Source organism: Flavobacterium sp. GL_143 (genome assembly GCF_057834355.1).
In genome coordinates, this window is record NZ_CM174401.1 from 556,959 (window position 1) to 577,505 (window position 20,547).

Sequence of the window (20,547 nt, forward strand, 5' to 3'; positions counted from 1 at the left end):
TTTATTATTACCTATTCGTTGTGTTGTGAGAAAGATAGACTAACTATCAAACTCTTCTTTTAGTATTCGCATTACATCTAAAATCGTTTCCTCTTCTAGGTCTGTTCTTCTTACTAAATCTTCTACTTCTTGTTTTAAAATACTTTTTGCAGTATCTAATCCTATTTTAGCAAACTCTTCGATAACCCAATCTTCGATTTCATCAGAGAACTCAGTTAATTCTACGTCATCGTCTTCACCGCTTGCTACATCACCTTCTCTAATAACATCAAGCTCATAACCTGTTAATTGGCCAGCTAGTTTAATGTTATGACCACCTCTACCGATAGCTTTAGAAACTTCTTCTAATTTCAAGAAAACTTCGGCTCTTTTTGTTTCTTCATTAATCTTAATTGAAGATACTTTTGCAGGACTTAAAGCCCTAGTAATATATAATTGAATGTTACTAGTATAATTAATAACATCTATATTTTCGTTTCCTAACTCACGTACAATTCCGTGAATACGAGATCCCTTCATACCTACACAAGCTCCAACTGGGTCAATTCTGTCATCATAAGAATCTACCGCTACTTTTGCTTTTTCACCAGGAATCCTAACTACATTTTTAACTGTAATTAAACCGTCAAAAACTTCAGGAATTTCTTGTTCAAACAATTTCTCTAAAAACTTCTCAGAAGTTCTAGACATAATAATTTGAGGTTTATTCCCTTTTAATTCAACACTTTCAATAATACCACGAACGTTATCTCCTTTACGGAAAAAGTCAGATGGAATTTGTTTTTCTTTTGGTAAAACAATTTCATTTCCTTCATCATCCACCAAAATTACAACTCTTGGGCGAACATGATGCACTTCGGCAGTATAAATATCTCCAATAATATCTTTAAATTGCTTGTAAAGATTTGTATTATCGTGTTCATGTATTTTAGAAATAAGGTTTTGACGCAAAGCTAAAATAGCTCTTCTACCTAAATCAATTAATTTTACTTCTTCAGAAACTTCTTCACCAATTTCAAAATCCGCTTCAATTCTTCTTGCTTCAGTCAAAGTAATTTCTTCATTTTCAAAATCTAGATCTTCGTCGGCAACGATTACTCTTCTTCTCCAAATTTCCATATCTCCCTTATCAGGATTTATGATAATATCGAAGTTATCATCTGAACCGTATTTTTTCTTCAATGCATTTCTAAATACATCTTCTAAAATTGCCATAAGCGTTACACGATCAATAAGTTTATCATCTTTAAACTCTGAGAATGAATCGATTAATGCTAAATTTTCCATGCGAATTCTTTAATTAAAATGTTACTGTAACAATTGCCTCTTTAATTTCTGTATAAGGTATTTGTTGCTCTTTTTGAACTGTTTCTTTTCCTTTTCCTATTTTCTTAGGTTCTCTTGCTTCCCAAGACAAAATTATGAAATCTTCATTAGCATCAACTAATTCAGCCTCAATTTTTTCACTATTAGTATTCACAATCAATGTTCTACCAATGTTCTTCTTGTATTGTCTAACCATTTTTAATGGTGAACCAACTCCTACCGAAGCCACTTCCAAAGAAAAATCTTGTTCTTCTCTGTCCAAATTATTCTCAATAGCACGGCTAACATCAATACAGTCTTGCAAGAGCACACCATTATCTCCATCCAAAGATACAATTATCTTGAAAGCATCGGTAATGGTTAAGTCTATTAAAAAAATTGATGGTTTTTCTAAGAGACCTTCAGCTATTAATACGTTTACTTTTTCTTTAAATGTCATACTTTTATAAAAAGAGGGGACATTTAGTCCCCTCATTATTTAGATTTTAATAAATAACGGTGCAAATATAGTGTTTTTTTATAAATCAAAATAAATTGATTGCTGTAAAAATATTTCTTATCTTTATTAAAGCATTAAAATAAATGATTTTTCACATAATTTAACACCACAAAGTTATGAAACGCATTTTAGTTCCTACCGATTTTTCTGAGCATGCAGAAGACGCTTTAAAAGCCGCTGCACAAATCGCTAAAAAAAATAACTCTGAGATAATCATACTTCATACACTAGAATTACCTAGCCAAATGAATGATGCAATTACTGGCGGAATCAGCATCCCTGAGACCATGTTATTTATGAAAAAAGCCAACGAAATGCTTTCTAAAATCACCGAGAGACCCTACCTAGACGGACTTACAATAACTGAGATGGTAAAACTCGACAGACCAGCTGAAGGAATTGCAAAAGTAAGTAATGAACACGAAATCGACTTAATAGTTATGGGTTCACATGGCTCTTCTGGATTTGAAGAATTACTTATAGGATCGAATACTGAAAAAGTAGTTCGCCATTCTGAAATTCCAGTTTTGGTCATTAAAAAACACATGGAAACTTTCAAAACTACAAATTTTGTTTTTGCTTCAGATTTCTCAAAAGAAACTGAAAAACCTTTTAAAAAATTGATTGAATTTACCAAATTCTTCGATTCTAAACTACATTTAGTCATGATTTGCACTCCAAATAGTTTCAAACCGACTCATGTTGCCGAGAAAATAATGACTGATTTTATCGCACCTTTTAATCTTAACAATTATTCAACCAATATTTATAACGACACTAATATAGAAAATGGTATAATAAACTTCTCTAATAGTGTTGATGCCGATTTAATAGGAATGTGTACTCATGGAAGAACTGGATTCTCACACTTTTTTAACGGAAGCATCAGCGAAGACTTAGTAAATCATGCCGTACGCCCTGTAATAACTTTTAAAATCTAAACAAAAAGAAATTACCTTATAAAAACAACTAGATTAAAAACACTTAAATTTATCGCATAAAAAAAGCCTCTCGATTGAGAGGCTTTTTATGTTGGTCTACAAGGACTCGAACCTTGAAAGACTGCACCAAAAACAGTTGTGTTACCATTACACCATAGACCAGCAATGCTGCTAAGCGAGTGCAAATTTAAAACTTTTTTTAGTTTGTGCAAATTTTTTATTCAACCCCATACAACAAAACCTTTTTACAAAAAAACCAAATCAAAGAAAAATTAAATAAAAAGAGAGATTACTAAACAGCAATCTCTCTTTTTAAACATATCATAATCTACCATGAAGTTTTATTTTTTTTTTAAAATCTCCTAAGACATCTGACTTTATTGCATAAAAAAAGCCTCTCGATTGAGAGGCTTCTTATGTTGGTCTACAAGGACTCGAACCTTGAAAGACTGCACCAAAAACAGTTGTGTTACCATTACACCATAGACCAGCAGTGCTGTTAAGCGAGTGCAAATTTAAAGCTTTTTTTAGTTTGCGCAAACTTTTTGAACAAAAATTTGAAAAAAAATTGATTTTTTTTCGAACAAAGCTCCGCCGTTTCTCGAAACCTATTCAAAAACAACATGTTAGTTTTTGTAATTACTTTTTTAGAAAAATTTGTTAATGCTAGTTTGATTACATAAAAAAACATTTTCTTTGTAAGATAAAATAAGGACAAATTTTTAATACCTAAATATGGCACAATTCAACTTTAATAAATGGAATACAATTATTGGTTGGTTAACATTTACAATCGCTTTAATAACTTACACCCTAACTGTCGAACCTACCATGAGTTTTTGGGATTGTGGCGAGTACATCGCTACAGCAGCAAAGCTTGAAGTTGGTCACCCTCCTGGTGCCCCTTTATACCAAATGATGGGTGCTTTCTTTGCAATGTTTGCAATAGATAACCAGCATGTGGCATTAATGGTTAATATGATGTCTGTTTTTTCAAGTGCCTTTACAATATTATTCATGTTCTGGTCGTCCTCTATTATCCTTAAAAAATTAGTTGGTCGTTTTGCCGAAGTAAATCAAAATAACGCTATTGTAATTTTAGGAAGTTCTTTTGTAGGGGCTCTAGCCTATACTTTTTCTGATAGTTTCTGGTTTAATGCTGTCGAAGCAGAGGTTTATGCTATGGCATCCTTATTAATCGCTTTACTTTTTTGGCTGGGATTACGTTGGGAACAAGACATGAATACTCCAAGAGGAAATAAATGGTTACTAATTATTTCATTAGTTGTAGGTCTTTCATTTGGAGTACACTTCATGGCATTACTTACAATTCCGGCAATTGGATTTCTTTATTTCTTTAAAAATTACGAAAAAGTTACTATCAAAAACTTCATTGTTGCCAATATAGTAGTTGTAGCTGTCTTATTATTTATCTTCATATTATTACTTCCTTTAACGATGGCTTTCTTTGGTAAAACCGAGATTTTCATGGTTAACGAAATGGGATTACCTTTTAACTCAGGAACTATATTTGTTGCCTTAGCTTTTATCGCTTTCTTTTATTTTGGATTACGTTACACAAAACAAAAAGGACTTGTTTTTTACAACACTATAATTCTTTGTATCTTATTCATTTTAATTGGATTCTCTACTTGGTTAATGCTACCTATCAGAGCAAATGCTAATACTGTAATTAACGAGAACAAACCTTCGGATGCGACCGAAGTACTTGCATATTACAACCGTGAACAATACGGTGTAAACCCATTGTTTTACGGACCTCAATACACGGAAGTTTTTGCAGGATTAGATAAAAACACTCCTTATCTAGACAAAAAACCGAATTACGAAAGAGACTACAAAACTGGTAAATATATTATTACCAACAATTATAAAAATGCAGTACAAAATACTGACGATGCACAAAAAGCTTTTTTACCAAGAATGTGGAGTACTGAGCATGTAGAAAACTACATTAACTTTACTAACCCTCCTGCATTTAAGATAAACCCAAATTATCCTTATGAAGATGATTTGCAAAAATACGGTATCGACCCAAGTCAATTATCTGAAGATGAGTTTAACAAAGCAACTGCTCAACTTAGACATGAAGTTGAAAAAACAATTACTGAATTCAGAAAAGCATACGCTCAAAAACAAATTGATAATGAGGGTTATGTGAAATTCTTAAGAAGTTATGGCGATTATTTAATTGTTGAAAAACCAACAACTGCAGACAACTTTAGCTTTATGTTCGAATACCAATTCGGATATATGTACTGGAGATATTTAATGTGGAACTTTGTAGGTCGCCAAAGTGACACTCAAGGGAAATATGATAATTTAGATGGAAACTGGATTAGCGGAATCAAATTTATGGATTCAATTCATTTAGGTTCTCAAGACAATTTACCATCGGATGTATTAAATAATAAAGGAAGAAATGTTTATTTTTTCTTGCCTTTCATCCTTGGTTTAATCGGTTTAATGTACCATGCAAATAAAGATTTAAAAAGTTTCTATGTCCTATTAGCTTTATTCTTATTTACTGGTTTAGCATTAAAAATTTACCTAAACGAAAGACCTTTTGAACCTCGAGAGAGAGATTATGCATTAGTCGGATCCTTTTATGTATTTGCAATCTGGATAGGATTCGGGGTCTACGCACTCTATGAAACCCTGCAGAAATATATAACACCAAGAATTGCCGGACCTATAGTTATTGCAGGTAGCTTACTTGCTGCTCCGATACTTATGGCTTCTCAAAACTGGGATGATCATGATAGATCTAATAAATATACTGCTGTAGCAATGGCTAAAGCGTATTTAAACTCATGTGATCCTAATGCCATTTTATATACCATTGGAGATAATGATACCTTCCCTTTATGGTACGCTCAGGAAATAGAGAAAATAAGAACCGATGTTAAAATCGTAAATACAAGTCTATTCATGACCGATTGGTATATCGATCAGATGAAAACAAAAACATACGAATCAAATGCATTACCAATATCTTTTGTTCACGAACAATATGTAGGTGATAAATTAGATTATGTGGCGCATATTCCAAAAATAGATAGTCGTTGGGACATTAAAGGTTTTATTGATTTTATAAAAAACCCTAAGTCAACAGTTGAAATGCAAAACGGACAAACGATTCACTTTTATCCAACTAATAAACTCCGTCTTACTATAAACAAGGATAATATTATCAAGAATAAAGTAGTTGCTCCTAAGTATTACGACTCTATTGTTCCTTATATCGACATTGATATTAAAGGAAGTGCTTTATACAAAAATCGTTTGATGATGCTTGATATATTAGCTAATAACGATTGGAAAAGACCAATTTATTTTAGTGGTGGTGCTTTTGACGATGAAGATTATTTATGGCTAAAAAACTATCTACAATTAGACGGAATGGTGTATAAACTTGTACCAATTAAAACCGTTCCTAATAAAGATGGCGGACCAATGGACATGGGGCAAATTGATGCCGATAAAATGTATGATATCGTAATGAAATGGGATTGGGGTAATAGCGAAAGTGATAAAATTTATCACGATCCAGAAACAAGACGAAACAGTATCACGTATCGTACTAATCTTTCCAGATTAATGAAACAATTAATTACTGAAGGTAAAATTGACAAAGCCAAAAACATTATCAATTTAGCTATGACAAAAATGCCATTGGATAAATTTGGTTATTACTCATTAGTTGAGCCTTTTGCTAAAGGATATTATGATGTTGGCGAAAAAGCAAAAGCACATGATTTACTAGAAAAGTTAATAAATAAATACAAAGAAAATCTAGATTATTACAGCCATTTAGATCCATCTGAACAAACAAGTCTGGCTATTGATATAATTACTGATATCGAAAGATACAGAAGCTTATTGCAAGTAATGAAGGAAAGTAAAGATTTACCTTTTTACAACAAGCAAAAAGCAATTTTCAATACTTATGTAAATGTTTTCGAGCGATTTGGTCGTGAAAAAGAATAAATAATATTCTAAAAATATAATAATTAAAAAATGTAGCGCTATTGAAAAATACCGCTACATTTTTTATTTTTACATAAACTAAAATTTCAGAAAATGAGTTTTTACTGGATTAAGACGAACAAGCTGATAAAACGATTCTTCTCTAACTATTATTGGGACATTCCTAATAAGGAGAATAAAGTTTATTTAACTTTTGATGACGGTCCAACTCCCGAAATCACAGAATGGGTTTTATCTGAACTAAAAAAACGCGATGCCAGAGCCACTTTCTTTTGCATTGGCAATAACATCGAAAAACACCCCGAAATTTTCAAAAAAGTAATCACCGAAGGTCATTCGATAGGAAATCATACTTATGATCACTTAAAAGGCTGGAAAACGACCACTAAAACGTATTTAGACAATAGTCTTTTATGCGGCAAACAAATCCAGAAATCTTCTACTGAAAATCTTCAGCCTAAGATTTTTCGTCCTCCTTATGGCAAAATCACCAAATCACAATCGACACAATTACGCCAATTGGGGTATAAAATAATAATGTGGGATGTTTTAAGCGCAGATTTTGACCGAAGCATATCTCCGGAAAAGTGCTTACAGAATGTAATAAAAAATGTAAAATCAGGAAGCGTAATTGTTTTTCACGATAGCATTAAAGCATCGCAAAACCTTAAATTTGCATTACCAAAAACATTAGATTATTTAAAGGAAAACAATTTTATATTTGATGTTATTTATTAAACATACGGTCATTTAATAAAACATATAAAGAATACTACAAGTTTAGTATCCAGAAGAAATTAGAATTGTTCTTGTACAATCCCTATAATAGTATTTGCATCCAATTCGCCGGATTGCCTCCAAATCATTTGACCTTCTTTATAAATCATTAAAGTAGGTAGTCCTTTTATTCTTAGTGCATCAGCCAATTCCTGATTTTTATCCACATCAATTTTAATGACTTTGGCTTTATCGCCTAGCGCAGCTGCAACATCTTTTATTACAGGATGCATTGACACTGATGATTCGTTCCAATCGGTGTAAAAATCAATTAACACTGGAACTTGAGCATTTATAAGTTCTCCAAATTTTGACATAAAATCAACTATTTAATCTTTTTAAATCTACTAAAAAGAGATTATTATATACAAATGTAGCATTTTTAACGAATTATGCCACATCCTTCCCTTTTTTTAGTTCAATCACAGTTATTTCGGGCATAATCCCTACACGTCCTGGATAAGCATGAAATCCAAAACCACGATTTACATATACATAGCGACCTGCGTTTTCATACAGGCCAGCCCATTGTTTATACACATATTGTGCCAAGCTCCATTTAAAATAGCCCGGAATTTCAATCCCAAACTGCATTCCATGAGTATGTCCTGACAAAGTAAGGTGAAAATTCTTAGGATGATTTTTTATTTCATACTCCCAATGACTAGGATCATGACTCATTAACACCTTAAAATCATCTTGTTGAACACCTTGCGAAGCTTTATTTAAATCACCCGCTTTTTTAAAATTATGTCCCCAATTTTCAACACCTACCAAAGCGATTTTATCCTCTCCTTTTTGAATGTAAGTATGTTCATTCAATAATAATTGAAAACCAATTTGTCCGTATAAGTTTTTTATAGCTTCAAAGTTTTCATCTTTCTTTTGTTCAGATGGCCAAGTAACATATTCGCCATAATCATGATTTCCTAAAACCGCATATTTACCAAATTTAGGATCTTTTATTTTATTAAAAGTCTCTAACCAAGGATGCATTTCGGTAGCATGCGTATTAACAATATCTCCCGTAAACAAAATCATATCCGAGTTTTGTTCATTTACTAAATCGATAGCATAACTTATTTTCTCTGGATTATCAAAACTTCCCGAATGCACATCAGATATTTGTGTAATCGTAAATCCATCAAAAGCATCTGGTAAATCTGGAAAAAATACAGTTTGCCTGATTACTTTAAAATTATATTTTCCTTCAAAAATTCCATAAATTAAAGACAGAAAAGGAACTGCTGCCAAACCAACTGCCAATTGACTCACAAATTTTCTTCGGCTAGGAATTACACTATCTTTCGTTAAGTTAGGATTCTCGATAAAATAGTTAACTAATCCAGCTCCTACACGAAAAATGTCTTCGCCTAAAAGCACTAATGTTATTACAATTTTTGGTACATAAACGACCAACATCAGCCCCATTGTAAACATGGTTTGCTTAGTTTGCCCAATAGAACGGTCAAATTGCGTAAAGGAATATATTATAAATATAAAAAGTAGTAAACTTATTATTTGGTAACTTATCAGGAGCCATCTTAGCTTAATTAATGTTCTAACAGCCTGAAAAGAATAAAACTCTATAAATAAAAAAAGAGCACAAATAATTATAAAACGAATGACCATTGGAAAAATTTTTAAGCAAAGTAACAAAGAATGAATATGTGAAAACTTTTTGTTATCAAAATTTTAACGCAAACAATAACAAAAAAAGCTGGTGATTTTACTCACCAGCTTTCCACCTACTAAAACTATTATCCTACCTACCCCCTTATATAAATTATTAACCCTAATTTATAGTAAGTAGAATATTAATCAAACCCTTATTTTTTAGCTTTTGCAGCCTCTGGTTTAGCTACTTCAGTTTTTGTAGCTTCAGCTTTTTTATCTGCTTTCTTTTTAGCATGTTTAGTAGCTTTCACTTCTTTTGTTGGAGTCGTTTGAGCTGGAGTTGTTTGAGCATTTACCATTGCTGTAGTTCCTAAAACTGCTATAGCTAGCATTAATACTTTTTTCATGATTGTTAGTTTTATGATTATTATTATTTCATTATTTATAGGTCAAAGATATATCTGCTAAATGAAGATTAAATGAAGATTTACCTTGCCTAAAAATTTTAACTTTTAATTAAGCTTTGACGCTATTTGGAAACAATAACAAAAACGTAGTACCCTCATTAGGAGTCGAGGTTACCTTAATCTCTATATGATGAAAAGAAGCTATACTATCGGCTATAGCCAAGCCTAAACCTTGACCATCCTGATCAGAGCTAATTCGGGTAAATCGATTAAATATCTTTTCGACTTGGGTTTCATTCATTCCTATTCCCAAATCAGAAATAGACAAATAGTAATGTTGATTTAAAAACCCATCGCTAATAGTAATACTTCCGTTCTCTTTATTATATTTTATTGCATTGGTAACTAGATTATACAATAGGATATGCATGAGCGTATTGTTACCCATAAAATTAAAATCATGCTCCATTTTATTAGAGAACTGCAATCCTTTATCATCAATCCTATCTTGTAAATCATCGTACAATCCGCTTACGATTTCATAAAAATCGATAGCTTCATTGGCGGCATATTGATTATTCTCGATTCTGGAAATTAACAATAAGTTATTGATTATTTTCTTCAGCATATCCAAAGTCCTGAGTGAGCCTGCAATTTTATCAACTGCATTATCATCCAAAGATTCATTTTGCAATAAGTTCTCGAATTTATTTTTTAATAACGCAATCGGGGTTAAAAGTTCATGAGAAACATTGGATATAAATTGCTTTTCTTTTTTAAAAAGCTCTCCTATCCTATCCATCATTTGGTTTAAAACCGAATCTAATTCTCTAAAATCTGCCGAATGCGCTTTAATCGGAGTGTGATCAAAAGCTTCGGGTTCATTTACTCTACGTATTTTAGTATCTATTATTTTATAAAAAGGCTTGAGTAAATACTCTATATAAAAAGTATCTGCCAAGAATGTTATCAAAACAATTACAACTAAAACAATAATAATAAAGAGCTTAATAATAAAAGTAAGATCTTTTATTTCTGCCAAACTGCTTCCTATCTCTAACTGATATCCTATATTTTCATAAGTAAAATGATATCGTAATATCCTATACTCATTTTCTTCACCTTCGATAATCCTATTCTCATTAACAAAAGTGGTCTTTTCTAGATTTGGTAATTTTGGTAATCTCGATAGTACCAAAAACTCACTATGTAAAGTCGAAAATTGCGAATAAGTTTCAGTAGAATCATCTGCATTTTCGATAAAATCATCAATTTCATTTTGATTTAAATGCTCAATAAACTTTTTCTTTTTTTCGATAAGTCCATTATTAATGTGTCTATAAACCACATTCTGAACTAAAATAGGCAGCATTAACCATAAAATCAAAATCACTAACAATCGCGTTAGTGCATTAAAAATGGCTAATTGATGCTTTATTTTCATATTAGTTTATCTAGGTATTAATTCTATATCCAACATTTCTTACTGTTTCAAACCAATCAATAGTAGTGTGTTTGTCTAATTTTTTTCGAAGGTTACGAACGTGAACATCAATAAAATTTGAATCTGAATTTATCTCCAGAATATCTCCCCAAATATGTTCTGTTAATTGTAATCTGGTAATTACACGATTTTTATTCAATACTAAATATTGAAAAATATCAAATTCTTTCTTGGTCAAATTAATCGGTGTTCCATCATAACTTACTTTGTAATCTTGTAATTGCAACGAAAATCCATGTATTTTTAAATCATTTAAAGTATACCCATGCATTCTACGAATAACAGCAAACAAACGTGCACTTAACTCTGTTAGCGCAAATGGCTTGGTAAGATAATCATCGGCACCAAGATGCAACCCATCAATCCTGTCATCTAATTCTCCACGAGCGGTAATAACAATTACTGCAATTTTGGATTTGGTTTTTCGAACTGCTTTTAAAACATCAAAACCATCTCCATCTGGCAAACCTAAATCAAGCAGCATGGCATCATAATCATTTCCGCCAATTTCATCTAATGCTTCATTACACGTATTAGCAATTTTACATACATAACCACCATCACTCAAAAAATCTTTAACCTCAATGGCAAGCTCTTTATTATCTTCGACAATAAGAATATTCATAAACTGTATTTTATAAATTAAAAGTAAGCAAATAATGAAAACGTAATTTTTTAATTATTAAAAATTTAACGCCTGTACGAACAAAAAAGGCTGATAAATTTCTTTATCAGCCTTATCAATAATTATCCTTTTTGTTTTGCCTACCGCTATCAACCTTCATTTAAAGCAAAACAAAAACGACATTTATTTTTTAGCTTTCATTGGTTCTGCTTTTGGAGCTGCTTTTTTTTCAGATTTTGTTTTTTTATCTGTTTTTGCTTTTGGGTGTTTGGTTGCTTTAACTTCTTTTGTTGGAGTTGCTTTAACCGGAGTTGTAGCTGCGCTAACCATTGCACTTGTTCCTAAAACTGCTACTAATAACATTACTAAATTTCTCATGATTTCTAATATTTAAAAGTTAATTATCTCTTATTTTATACACCAAATTTACATCTGTAATATGAAGACAAAATGAAGAAAACAATCATCTGAAAATTTTAACTTGACATTAACTATTTATACTTAATATTCAATCTTACACTGCATTTACGAACAAAGTAATACAATAGCATTACCATAGACGCACTGCTGTACGATTCTACAGATAGTAAAAAAGCATCTCTAATAAAACATTTCAATTCTAATTTGAGTTTATCCAGATTAAATTTTCAAGAACCGAATCGTTTTTAAAACCCAATTGTTTATTTTTACAGACTAATATTTTTTTTATGTCAACTCAAAAACGCCTTTTTCTTCTTGATGCTTACGCTTTAATTTTTCGTGGCTATTATGCTTTTATAAAAAACCCGCGAATTAACTCCAAAGGAATGGATACCTCTGCAATTATGGGGTTCATGAACTCACTTTTGGATGTGATAAAAAGAGAAAAACCAGATCATTTAGCCGTAGCTTTTGATAAAGGAGGAAGTGCTTTGCGTAATGAGATATTCCCTGAGTACAAAGCCAATCGTGATGTAACTCCCGAAGCTATAAAAATTGCTGTACCTTATATACATGAATTATTAAAAGCAATGCATATCCCGATTATAGAAGTTGCGGGTTTTGAAGCCGATGATTTAATTGGAACTATTGCAAAGCAAGCCGAAAAAGAAAACTATAAAGTATTTATGGTAACGCCAGATAAGGATTTTGCACAATTAGTATCTGAGAATATATTTATGTACAAACCAGCCCGAATGGGTAATGGAATAGAAATTTGGGGTGTTCCTGAAGTATTGGCAAAATTTGAAATCGAACGTCCGGAACAAGTAATTGATTTTCTTGGTATGATGGGCGATGCTGCCGATAATATCCCGGGGCTTCCAGGAGTTGGAGAAGTTACTGCCAAAAAACTATTGAAAGAATATGGTTCAATGGAAAACCTTCTAGCAAATACTGACAAGCTAAAAGGAAAAATGAAAGAGAATATCGAGGCTAACGCTGAGAAAGGCTTACTATCTAAAACATTGGCAACTATCCTACTAGATTGTCCTGTAACTTTTAACGAATCTGATTACGAATTAACTCGTCCTGATATCGAAAAAACGGATGCTATTTTCCAAGAATTGGAATTTAGAAGAATGGCAGAACAATTTGACAATCTTTTTAAAGCAGATGGAAGCGGATTAACAGCTACTGCAGCTGCTCCTGATGCTAAACTATACAAAAAACCACAACCGAAAAACGATGATCAATTTGATCTTTTTGGAAGTGCTACTACTGATGAAGAAAATCCAGAAGCGCAAAGAACTTCTTTTTACAATAATCTAGAAAACACGCCTCACTCTTATCAAATTATTCAAGGAGATTTAGGTTTAAAATTGCTTTTACAAAATTTACAAAACCAAACTTCTGTTTGTTTTGATACCGAAACTACAGGATTAGATGCTTTACACGCCGAATTGGTTGGAATTTCATTTTCTTACGAAAAAGGAAAAGGATTCTATGTTCCGTTTCCAGAAAACCAAGAAGAAGCAAAAGCATTGATTGAAAAATTTATTCCGTTTTTTGAGAATGAAGCAATCGAAAAAATTGGGCAGAATTTAAAATATGATTTAAAAATATTATTGAATTATGGTGTTTCTGTAAAAGGAAAATTATTTGACACTATGATTGCGCATTACCTGATTAATCCAGACATGCGTCATAATATGGATATTTTATCAGAAACATATTTAAAATATTCTCCAAAATCAATTGAAGATTTAATTGGCAAAAAAGGAAAGAATCAAAAATCGATGCGCGATGTTGCACTCGAAGATATAAAGGAATATGCTGCTGAAGATGCCGATGTAACGTTGCAACTTAAAGAGATATTCACCACAGAATTAGACAAAACCGGAACTAAAAAATTATTCGACGAAATCGAAATTCCGTTGGTTAGTGTTTTGGCTGCGATGGAAACTGAAGGAATTAGACTTGATGTTGACTTTTTAAAATCATTATCTGAAGAATTAGGTAAGGATATTAAAACATTAGAAGCTAAAATTTACGAAATCGCAGGAGAACAATTTAACCTTGCATCACCTAAACAATTAGGAGATATCTTATTTGATAAATTAAAAATTGGCGGAGCAAAGCAAAAGAAAACCAAAACTGGTCAATACGCAACGGGCGAAGAAATCTTAAGCTATTTAGCCAAAGACAATGAGATTGTTGCTGCAATCCTAGATTGGCGTTCTCTTGTAAAACTACAAAATACCTATGTAGAAGCTTTACCATTACAAGTAGATCCAGTTTCTAAAAGAGTTCATACCGATTATATGCAAACTGTAGCTGCAACTGGTCGTTTAAGTTCAAACAATCCTAACTTACAGAATATCCCAATTCGTACCGAAAGAGGAAGACAAATACGTAAAGCTTTTATTGCTCGCGACGAAAATTATACCTTAATCTCTGCCGATTATTCTCAAATAGAATTACGAATCATCGCTGCTTTAAGTGGTGAAGAGAATATGATAAAAGCATTCCAGAATCATGAAGACATTCATAAATCTACCGCTTCTAAAGTATTTAATGTAGCATTAGAAGAAGTAACTCGTGAACAACGTAGCCATGCCAAAACAGTAAACTTTGGTATTATCTATGGTGTTTCGGCTTTTGGATTAAGTAACCAAACTTCATTATCAAGAAGCGAAAGCGCTACATTGATTGAAGCATACTATAAAACATACCCAAGATTAAAATCATACATTCAGGAACAAATAGAATTTGCGAGAGAAAATGGTTACGTACAAACTATTCTGGGTCGTCGTCGTTATTTAAAAGATATTAATTCGCAAAACGCAGTTGTTCGTGGTGGAGCCGAAAGAAATGCCGTAAACGCACCAATACAAGGAAGCGCTGCCGATGTTATTAAGATTGCGATGATTAATATCCACAAGAAACTAACATCTGAAAATTGGAAATCTAAAATGTTGCTTCAAGTACATGATGAGCTTGTGTTTGATGTACACAACTCTGAACTTGAAAAAATCCAACCAATGATTAAACACGAAATGGAGAACGCATTTATAATGGCAGTCCCACTAGAAGTAGAATTAGGTTTAGGGAAAGATTGGTTAGAGGCACATTAAAAAACAAAAAAATGTTTATTACATTTATTTCTCAATTGAGTCTCTTCATTAAAAAACCAAAATAATGAACAAGAAAATTCATACATTGCAAAAAAATATAAAATAATAAGACTAACCTTCTCTAAAATAAAAATGAAAAAAAATACCTTATTAGCAATAATATCAATTTGCATACTTATAACAGTAAATTTATTTTGGTTTATACAATCTACTGCATCAATATCAATAGATCCAGAAGTACACTATCGGTTATCACAAATCATAGGGTTTCTAGAGCTTATAGCGTATGCCGGATTATTGCCTTTTTTTGTAGCATTATACAAAAAACAATAAATAAAAATCATCATGAATGAAGAATTAAATAAACTTTTTGAGATTAAAAATACTCAACCAGAAGAAGATACAGACTCAGATCTATTCAACATAATTGTTCACTTCGTGATCAGAATAGTTATTCCACTTTTTGTATTTTTTCTATTATACTCGATTGTAGATTATTCAGGCAACATAGGAATAGCATATATAGTTTTTTTTATCTCTCTTTTTATTCTTTTTTTAATAATTGTTGCCCTTTTAATTGAGACTTCTAACCTTAATAAGAAGAATAAAATATATCTGAGAAATACTAATTATGTCATATTAGCTTTTTATGCCCTCCCTTTTATATTGGGATTAATTATAATTGGAAGAAATTCTTAAATAAAATTTACAATGTAATTATGAAAAAGACATTGAGTTTAAAACAATTTTAGCCAATTATAATGAGCGTTCATTTAGATATCGAACTTGGTTTGGGTAAAGATTGACTAGAGGCACATTAATTATATCCTTATTATCATATTAGAAAAAAGAAAAAAATTGATGACAGACAATTTTAAGCCACCAATAAAAAGCAGAACAACATCAGAATTATTAAAAATAGCTGGTTCTCCAAAAAAATGGAATCCAGACGCACTTACATTAGCGAAAACCGAATTATTAAATAGAGGTATCGAAACTAAAGAAATAAAAAAGGTAATTAGATCTGCAAATAACAGAGAGAGAACAGCAATACGAAAAACAACTAATGAAAGTTATAACATTTTAGATTTCATCTTTGATTTAATATTGGAATCGGACTCTATTTGAATTATTGTTTTCTTAGAAATTAAAAAAGATGCTGAATTTAGATTTCTAAATCAAAAATCAACACAATCTTGTCATTTATGACACAAATTATACATAAAAAAAGGACTGTTCTTTCGAACAGTCCTTTTTTTATCGGTTATATTTTTATTATTTAACTTTTCTTGATGATTCTCTTTCTTTCAGCTTAGTTTTGATTACTATGGTTTCGTAATCGCTGCTCTCCCCTTCTTTTTCTTCTAATCTTGAGATTAATCGTTTGGCAGCAACTTCACCAATTTCTATTCCGTGTTGGCTTATTGTGGTTAAACTTGGTGATAAACGTCTCGAAGCCAAAATTCCGTCTGCAAAACCTATTATCGATATATCTTCTGGAACTTTATATCCTTTTTTCAAACTAACTCTTAAAGCTGCAACAGAATCATTTTCGTCTAAAGCAAAAATTGCATCAATTTTATGATCAAAAATGGCATCTATTTTACTTTTCATATCCTCTTCAGAATCTGTACGAAGAATAATATTTTCGTTTACAGGAATATTATTGTCATTTAAAGCTTTTAGATATCCATCTGCTCTCAATTTTCCAACACTTAAATTATCTACAGATGAAATCAAGGCTATATTTTTACATCCTAAATTAATTAAATGTTGTGTTGAATTTAAAGCTGAATCAAAATCATCTACTACCACTTTATCACACTCTACACCTTCTGCAATCCTGTCAAACATTACAATTGGCGTTCCGTCGTTTATAATTTCTTTAAAGTGATTATATTCTTGTAATTTCTGAGCTTCTTCAGAAACCGATAATATAAAACCATCAATAGTTCCATTACTCAACATTTCTAGCGTATGAATTTCTTTTTCCAAAGACTCATTAGAAATACATGTAATAACATTATATCCCTTTTTATCTGCTACTTTCTCGATACCACTAAAAACTTTAGCAAAAAAGGAGTTTAATATATTAGGTATAATAACTCCAATAGTTTTTGTTTTACGGTTCTTTAAATTCAAACCAATAACATTCGGCTTATAGTTTTTTAGTTTAGCATACTCTTTAATTTTAATTTTAGTTTGCTCACTAATTTCAGGACTATCATTAAGTGCCTTAGAAACTGTAGACACAGAAACGTTAAGTTCTTTTGCGATTTGTTTTAAAGTTGCTTTAGCTTTCATTTAAGATAATTTTATTGAATTAATACAAATATAGTAGAATTAAGGAAATTAAAACAAAAACAAGTCAAAACATGCTTTAAATTTTCAAGTAATTACATCTCCTTCTTAAAATAATTTAAACAAAAAATTAAAAAAAAGCCAAAATCCAAAACCGCCCATCAAAAAATTTCGTTTATACCTATTTACATATAATTATAATTTGCTATTAACAACCACTTAAAGAAATTGAATTATGAAAAACGAAGTTAAAATCCATGAAGTTAACCCCTTACTTAACAACAGAAGGAGTTTTCTTAAGATCAGTGGCTTAACCATTGTTGGCACTGGCTTACTTTTGGCAGGATGTAATCACGATGACGATGATGAAAATATGCCTGTTGACGACACTTCACTACCTGGAATTAGAAATGGCGTCTTCGATTTAGGCTCTGGAGATTTCGGCGTATTAACCTATGCATATGCCTTAGAACAACTAGAAGCCGACTTTTACACTAAGGTTGTAAATGCATCAAACTTTAATAGTGTTTTTAGTGATATCGAACGTCAGGTTCTTACTGATTTATATCATCACGAAGTGATTCACAGAGATTTTTTTAAGGCAGCTTTAAGCGGAGCACTTCCTAACCCAAGCACACAATTACTTCCTAGCTTGGCATTTAATTACGGATCTATGAATTTTAACAGTCGTACAGAAGTACTTGCAACTGCTAAAGCTCTTGAAGATACAGGAGTTGCCGCATATAATGGTGCAGGAAAACTAATTAAAAGTGCCGATTATTTGGTGTTGGCAGGGAAAATTGTTTCTGTAGAAGCAAGGCATGCTGCGGCAATTAGAAGTTTAATAAACCCAAATTCTAAAGATTTTGCGGGCGATGATGTGGTAAATGCCACAACTGGTTTAGATGTAGCGAAAGATCCATCTAAAATCTTAGCTGTTGCGGGAGGATTTATAACAACTCCATTCACAGCAAAATATTTACCATAACCACAACCCATAAAATCTAGAAATTATGAATATATTAAAATTTATAGAAACCTTTGCCGACGAAAGCGCAATGAGAAGCACGGGCTCAAGAAGAGATAGCTTTACACAATTTGGAAATATCGGAAAGACTTTGGCAATAGCCTCAATTCCGTTCGGATTATCTTCATTAGCCAATAAAGCTTTAGCCAAAGATATAACTGCAACTCCAGCAACACCAATTGGAGCATTACAATTTGCATTAACCTTAGAATATCTTGAAAACGAATTTTATGCTATGGCATTAGATTCAGGAGTTATTCCAGCATCTGAAAATGGCGGACGCGATTTAAAAGTTTTTCAACAAATTGCTGCTCACGAATCAAGCCATGTAAATTTTTTAATTGCAGGATTGGGAGGAACAGCAAGTGCAAACTTTGTTCCTAAACCTACTTTTGACTTTACTGTTGGTGGCGCTTTTGATCCATTTGGTGATTACCCAACGTTTTTAGCTTTGGCACAAGCCTTTGAAGATACAGGAGTAAGAGCCTATAAAGGTCAGGCAGGAAATTTAATTTCTACGCCAGATTTACTAACAGCTGCACTGCAAATACATTCGGTAGAAGCGCGTCACGCATCCGAAGTACGACGATTACGCGGCCTTAAAGGATGGATAAGCGGTAACGAGAGAGGCGCAGGAATGCCATCTGCGACCCAAGCTGTATATAATGGAGAAGAATTAACTGTACAGGCAGGATACAATACCGCAACCTTATTTGGAGCCGCAGCAGGCTCAGAAGCCTATGATGAACCACTTACTACGCAACAGGTTGTAGACATAGCAAATTTGTTTATTGTGTAACAAAATATAGTCGCAAAAATCCAAACCATCTCTACTTAATTGTAAAGATGGTTTTTTTATTCTTTTAAATAAAAAGATATCTCCTGATTTTCAGTAGTTAAAATAATCTTTTAAGGTATTTGGTTTTAAAATAATTAATTGTACTTTTGCAACCCCTTTATTGGGGATGGAATGTTTAATTAAAATAATATTATGGACGCATTAAGCTACAAAACAGTTTCAGCTAGCAAAGCCACTGTAACTAAAGAGTGGATTGTTGTTGACGCTGAAGGTCATAACTTAGGACGTCTTGCTTCAAAGGTTGCAATGATCTTAAGAGGTAAGTACAAACCAAGTTACACACCGCACGTTGACTGTGGAGATAACGTAATTGTTATCAACTCAGAAAAAATTAACCTTACAGGTACAAAAATGGATGACAAAATTTACATGCGTCATACAGGTTACCCAGGAGGTCAAAGAACTTTAACTGCTAAAGTATTGCAAGCAAAAAACCCTGCATTATTAGTAGAGAAAGCAGTAAAAGGAATGTTACCTAAGAACAAATTAGGAGCTGAACTTTTCAGAAATTTAAATGTTGTTGTAGGATCTGAGCACAAACAAGGAGCTCAAAAACCTAGAACTGTTAACCTAAACGATCTTAAGTAATGGGAGTTATTCACAAAATCGGTAGAAGAAAAACCGCTGTTGCACGTGTTTATGTTTCAGAAGGAACAGGAAAAATCACTGTAAACAAAAAAGAATTCGCAACCTATTTCCCAACTGCAACTTTACAGTACAAAGTTTTACAACCAATGTCTATGACAGAAAATGTAAACAACTTTGATGTAAAAGTAAACGTTTACGGAGGTGGTTCAACTGGTCAAGCAGAAGCTGTAAGAATGGCATTAGCACGTGTTATGTGTGAAGTAAATGCTGAAAACAGAGCTATCTTGAAACCAGAAGGTTTATTAACAAGAGATCCAAGAATGGTTGAACGTAAGAAATTCGGTCAGAAGAAAGCTCGTAAGAGATTCCAATTCTCTAAACGTTAATATTACCTGTCTTGTTCATTTGGAACAAGGCATATCAATTATTATTGAATTTAAAAAACACAGTTGTTGTTGCTCTCCTATCGAGGTAGGAAATAGTTTAGCATCTAAATGTATAAAGCCGACAA

General features: G+C 32.1%; 19 protein-coding genes and 2 tRNA genes. 10 read left to right on the top strand and 11 right to left on the bottom strand.

The window, feature by feature from the left end; all coding sequences use genetic code 11:
* Positions 1 to 39: 39 nt before the first annotated feature.
* Together nusA and rimP are read right to left on the bottom strand one after the other, a co-directional pair.
* Entirely contained in the window at positions 40 to 1,287 is a 1,248-nt protein-coding gene (nusA, locus tag AC3IPI_RS02275) for a transcription termination factor NusA (RefSeq protein WP_035623592.1), read from the bottom strand.
* A 13-nt stretch (positions 1,288 to 1,300) separates the two neighbouring features.
* Positions 1,301 to 1,765 carry a ribosome assembly cofactor RimP gene (rimP, locus tag AC3IPI_RS02280; protein ID WP_489156848.1) on the bottom strand — a complete coding sequence of 155 codons (465 nt, stop codon included), beginning with the start codon at positions 1,763 to 1,765 and terminating at the stop codon, positions 1,301 to 1,303.
* A 176-nt stretch (positions 1,766 to 1,941) separates the two neighbouring features.
* Here rimP and AC3IPI_RS02285 point away from each other — a divergent pair, with 176 nt between their 5' ends.
* Positions 1,942 to 2,766 carry a universal stress protein gene (locus tag AC3IPI_RS02285; RefSeq protein WP_039119294.1) on the top strand — a complete coding sequence of 275 codons (825 nt, stop codon included), beginning with the start codon at positions 1,942 to 1,944 and terminating at the stop codon, positions 2,764 to 2,766.
* A 91-nt stretch (positions 2,767 to 2,857) separates the two neighbouring features.
* On the opposite strand, the gene AC3IPI_RS02290 is transcribed toward AC3IPI_RS02285, so the two are convergent.
* Together AC3IPI_RS02290 and AC3IPI_RS02295 are read right to left on the bottom strand one after the other, a co-directional pair.
* Positions 2,858 to 2,928: transfer RNA gene (locus AC3IPI_RS02290), tRNA-Gln, on the bottom strand.
* A gap of 257 nt (positions 2,929 to 3,185) precedes the next feature.
* Positions 3,186 to 3,256, bottom strand: a tRNA-Gln gene (locus AC3IPI_RS02295).
* A 245-nt stretch (positions 3,257 to 3,501) separates the two neighbouring features.
* Here AC3IPI_RS02295 and AC3IPI_RS02300 point away from each other — a divergent pair.
* Both AC3IPI_RS02300 and AC3IPI_RS02305 read left to right on the top strand, forming a co-directional pair.
* A complete protein-coding gene (locus AC3IPI_RS02300; RefSeq protein WP_489156851.1) occupies positions 3,502 to 6,777 on the top strand; it encodes a glycosyltransferase family 117 protein in 3,276 nt (1,091 codons plus the stop codon).
* Between the two features lie 93 nt (positions 6,778 to 6,870).
* Positions 6,871 to 7,515, top strand: coding sequence for a polysaccharide deacetylase family protein (locus AC3IPI_RS02305; RefSeq protein WP_039111883.1), 645 nt, complete (start codon positions 6,871 to 6,873; stop codon positions 7,513 to 7,515).
* Positions 7,516 to 7,574: 59 nt separating this feature from the next.
* On the opposite strand, the gene AC3IPI_RS02310 is transcribed toward AC3IPI_RS02305, so the two are convergent.
* The 6 genes from AC3IPI_RS02310 to AC3IPI_RS02335 all read right to left on the bottom strand — a co-directional run bounded on the left by AC3IPI_RS02310 (position 7,575) and on the right by AC3IPI_RS02335 (position 12,085).
* A complete protein-coding gene (locus AC3IPI_RS02310) occupies positions 7,575 to 7,871 on the bottom strand; it encodes a thioredoxin family protein (RefSeq protein WP_035623602.1) in 297 nt (98 codons plus the stop codon).
* Between the two features lie 73 nt (positions 7,872 to 7,944).
* The gene (locus AC3IPI_RS02315; RefSeq protein ID WP_489156854.1) at positions 7,945 to 9,186 is read right to left on the bottom strand and encodes a metallophosphoesterase; all 1,242 of its coding nucleotides are present in this window, start codon (positions 9,184 to 9,186) and stop codon (positions 7,945 to 7,947) included.
* Between the two features lie 197 nt (positions 9,187 to 9,383).
* Positions 9,384 to 9,578 carry a hypothetical protein gene (locus AC3IPI_RS02320; RefSeq protein ID WP_039117514.1) on the bottom strand — a complete coding sequence of 65 codons (195 nt, stop codon included), beginning with the start codon at positions 9,576 to 9,578 and terminating at the stop codon, positions 9,384 to 9,386.
* 109 nt (positions 9,579 to 9,687) lie between these two features.
* Complete coding sequence (locus AC3IPI_RS02325) at positions 9,688 to 11,022, bottom strand: sensor histidine kinase (protein WP_489156856.1); 1,335 nt, start codon at positions 11,020 to 11,022, stop codon at positions 9,688 to 9,690.
* A gap of 10 nt (positions 11,023 to 11,032) precedes the next feature.
* Positions 11,033 to 11,707 carry a response regulator transcription factor gene (locus AC3IPI_RS02330; RefSeq protein WP_489156858.1) on the bottom strand — a complete coding sequence of 225 codons (675 nt, stop codon included), beginning with the start codon at positions 11,705 to 11,707 and terminating at the stop codon, positions 11,033 to 11,035.
* A gap of 183 nt (positions 11,708 to 11,890) precedes the next feature.
* Positions 11,891 to 12,085, bottom strand: coding sequence for a hypothetical protein (locus AC3IPI_RS02335; protein ID WP_039117512.1), 195 nt, complete (start codon positions 12,083 to 12,085; stop codon positions 11,891 to 11,893).
* A gap of 329 nt (positions 12,086 to 12,414) precedes the next feature.
* Between AC3IPI_RS02335 and polA the strand changes: the two genes are divergently transcribed.
* The 3 genes from polA (at position 12,415) to AC3IPI_RS02350 (ending at position 16,389) form a co-directional block, all read left to right on the top strand.
* Complete coding sequence (polA, locus tag AC3IPI_RS02340) at positions 12,415 to 15,261, top strand: DNA polymerase I (protein ID WP_086894874.1); 2,847 nt, start codon at positions 12,415 to 12,417, stop codon at positions 15,259 to 15,261.
* 345 nt (positions 15,262 to 15,606) lie between these two features.
* Positions 15,607 to 15,960 (top strand): hypothetical protein, encoded by a 354-nt coding sequence (locus AC3IPI_RS02345; protein WP_489156861.1) that lies wholly within the window; start codon positions 15,607 to 15,609, stop codon positions 15,958 to 15,960.
* Between the two features lie 162 nt (positions 15,961 to 16,122).
* Positions 16,123 to 16,389 carry a hypothetical protein gene (locus AC3IPI_RS02350; RefSeq protein ID WP_489156863.1) on the top strand — a complete coding sequence of 89 codons (267 nt, stop codon included), beginning with the start codon at positions 16,123 to 16,125 and terminating at the stop codon, positions 16,387 to 16,389.
* Positions 16,390 to 16,536: 147 nt separating this feature from the next.
* On the opposite strand, the gene AC3IPI_RS02355 is transcribed toward AC3IPI_RS02350, so the two are convergent.
* Entirely contained in the window at positions 16,537 to 17,565 is a 1,029-nt protein-coding gene (locus AC3IPI_RS02355; protein WP_489156865.1) for a LacI family DNA-binding transcriptional regulator, read from the bottom strand.
* Between the two features lie 232 nt (positions 17,566 to 17,797).
* Between AC3IPI_RS02355 and AC3IPI_RS02360 the strand changes: the two genes are divergently transcribed.
* From AC3IPI_RS02360 to rpsI, 4 genes are all read left to right on the top strand, one after another.
* Positions 17,798 to 18,550, top strand: coding sequence for a ferritin-like domain-containing protein (locus AC3IPI_RS02360; RefSeq protein WP_039111875.1), 753 nt, complete (start codon positions 17,798 to 17,800; stop codon positions 18,548 to 18,550).
* A 25-nt stretch (positions 18,551 to 18,575) separates the two neighbouring features.
* Positions 18,576 to 19,388 carry a ferritin-like domain-containing protein gene (locus AC3IPI_RS02365; RefSeq protein ID WP_039111874.1) on the top strand — a complete coding sequence of 271 codons (813 nt, stop codon included), beginning with the start codon at positions 18,576 to 18,578 and terminating at the stop codon, positions 19,386 to 19,388.
* Positions 19,389 to 19,580: 192 nt separating this feature from the next.
* Complete coding sequence (rplM, locus tag AC3IPI_RS02370) at positions 19,581 to 20,036, top strand: 50S ribosomal protein L13 (RefSeq protein WP_039111873.1); 456 nt, start codon at positions 19,581 to 19,583, stop codon at positions 20,034 to 20,036.
* Positions 20,036 to 20,422, top strand: a complete 387-nt coding sequence (rpsI, locus tag AC3IPI_RS02375; RefSeq protein ID WP_007808909.1) for a 30S ribosomal protein S9 — start codon at positions 20,036 to 20,038, stop codon at positions 20,420 to 20,422. The genes rplM and rpsI overlap by 1 nt, the downstream gene beginning before the upstream one ends.
* Positions 20,423 to 20,547: the final 125 nt, after the last annotated feature.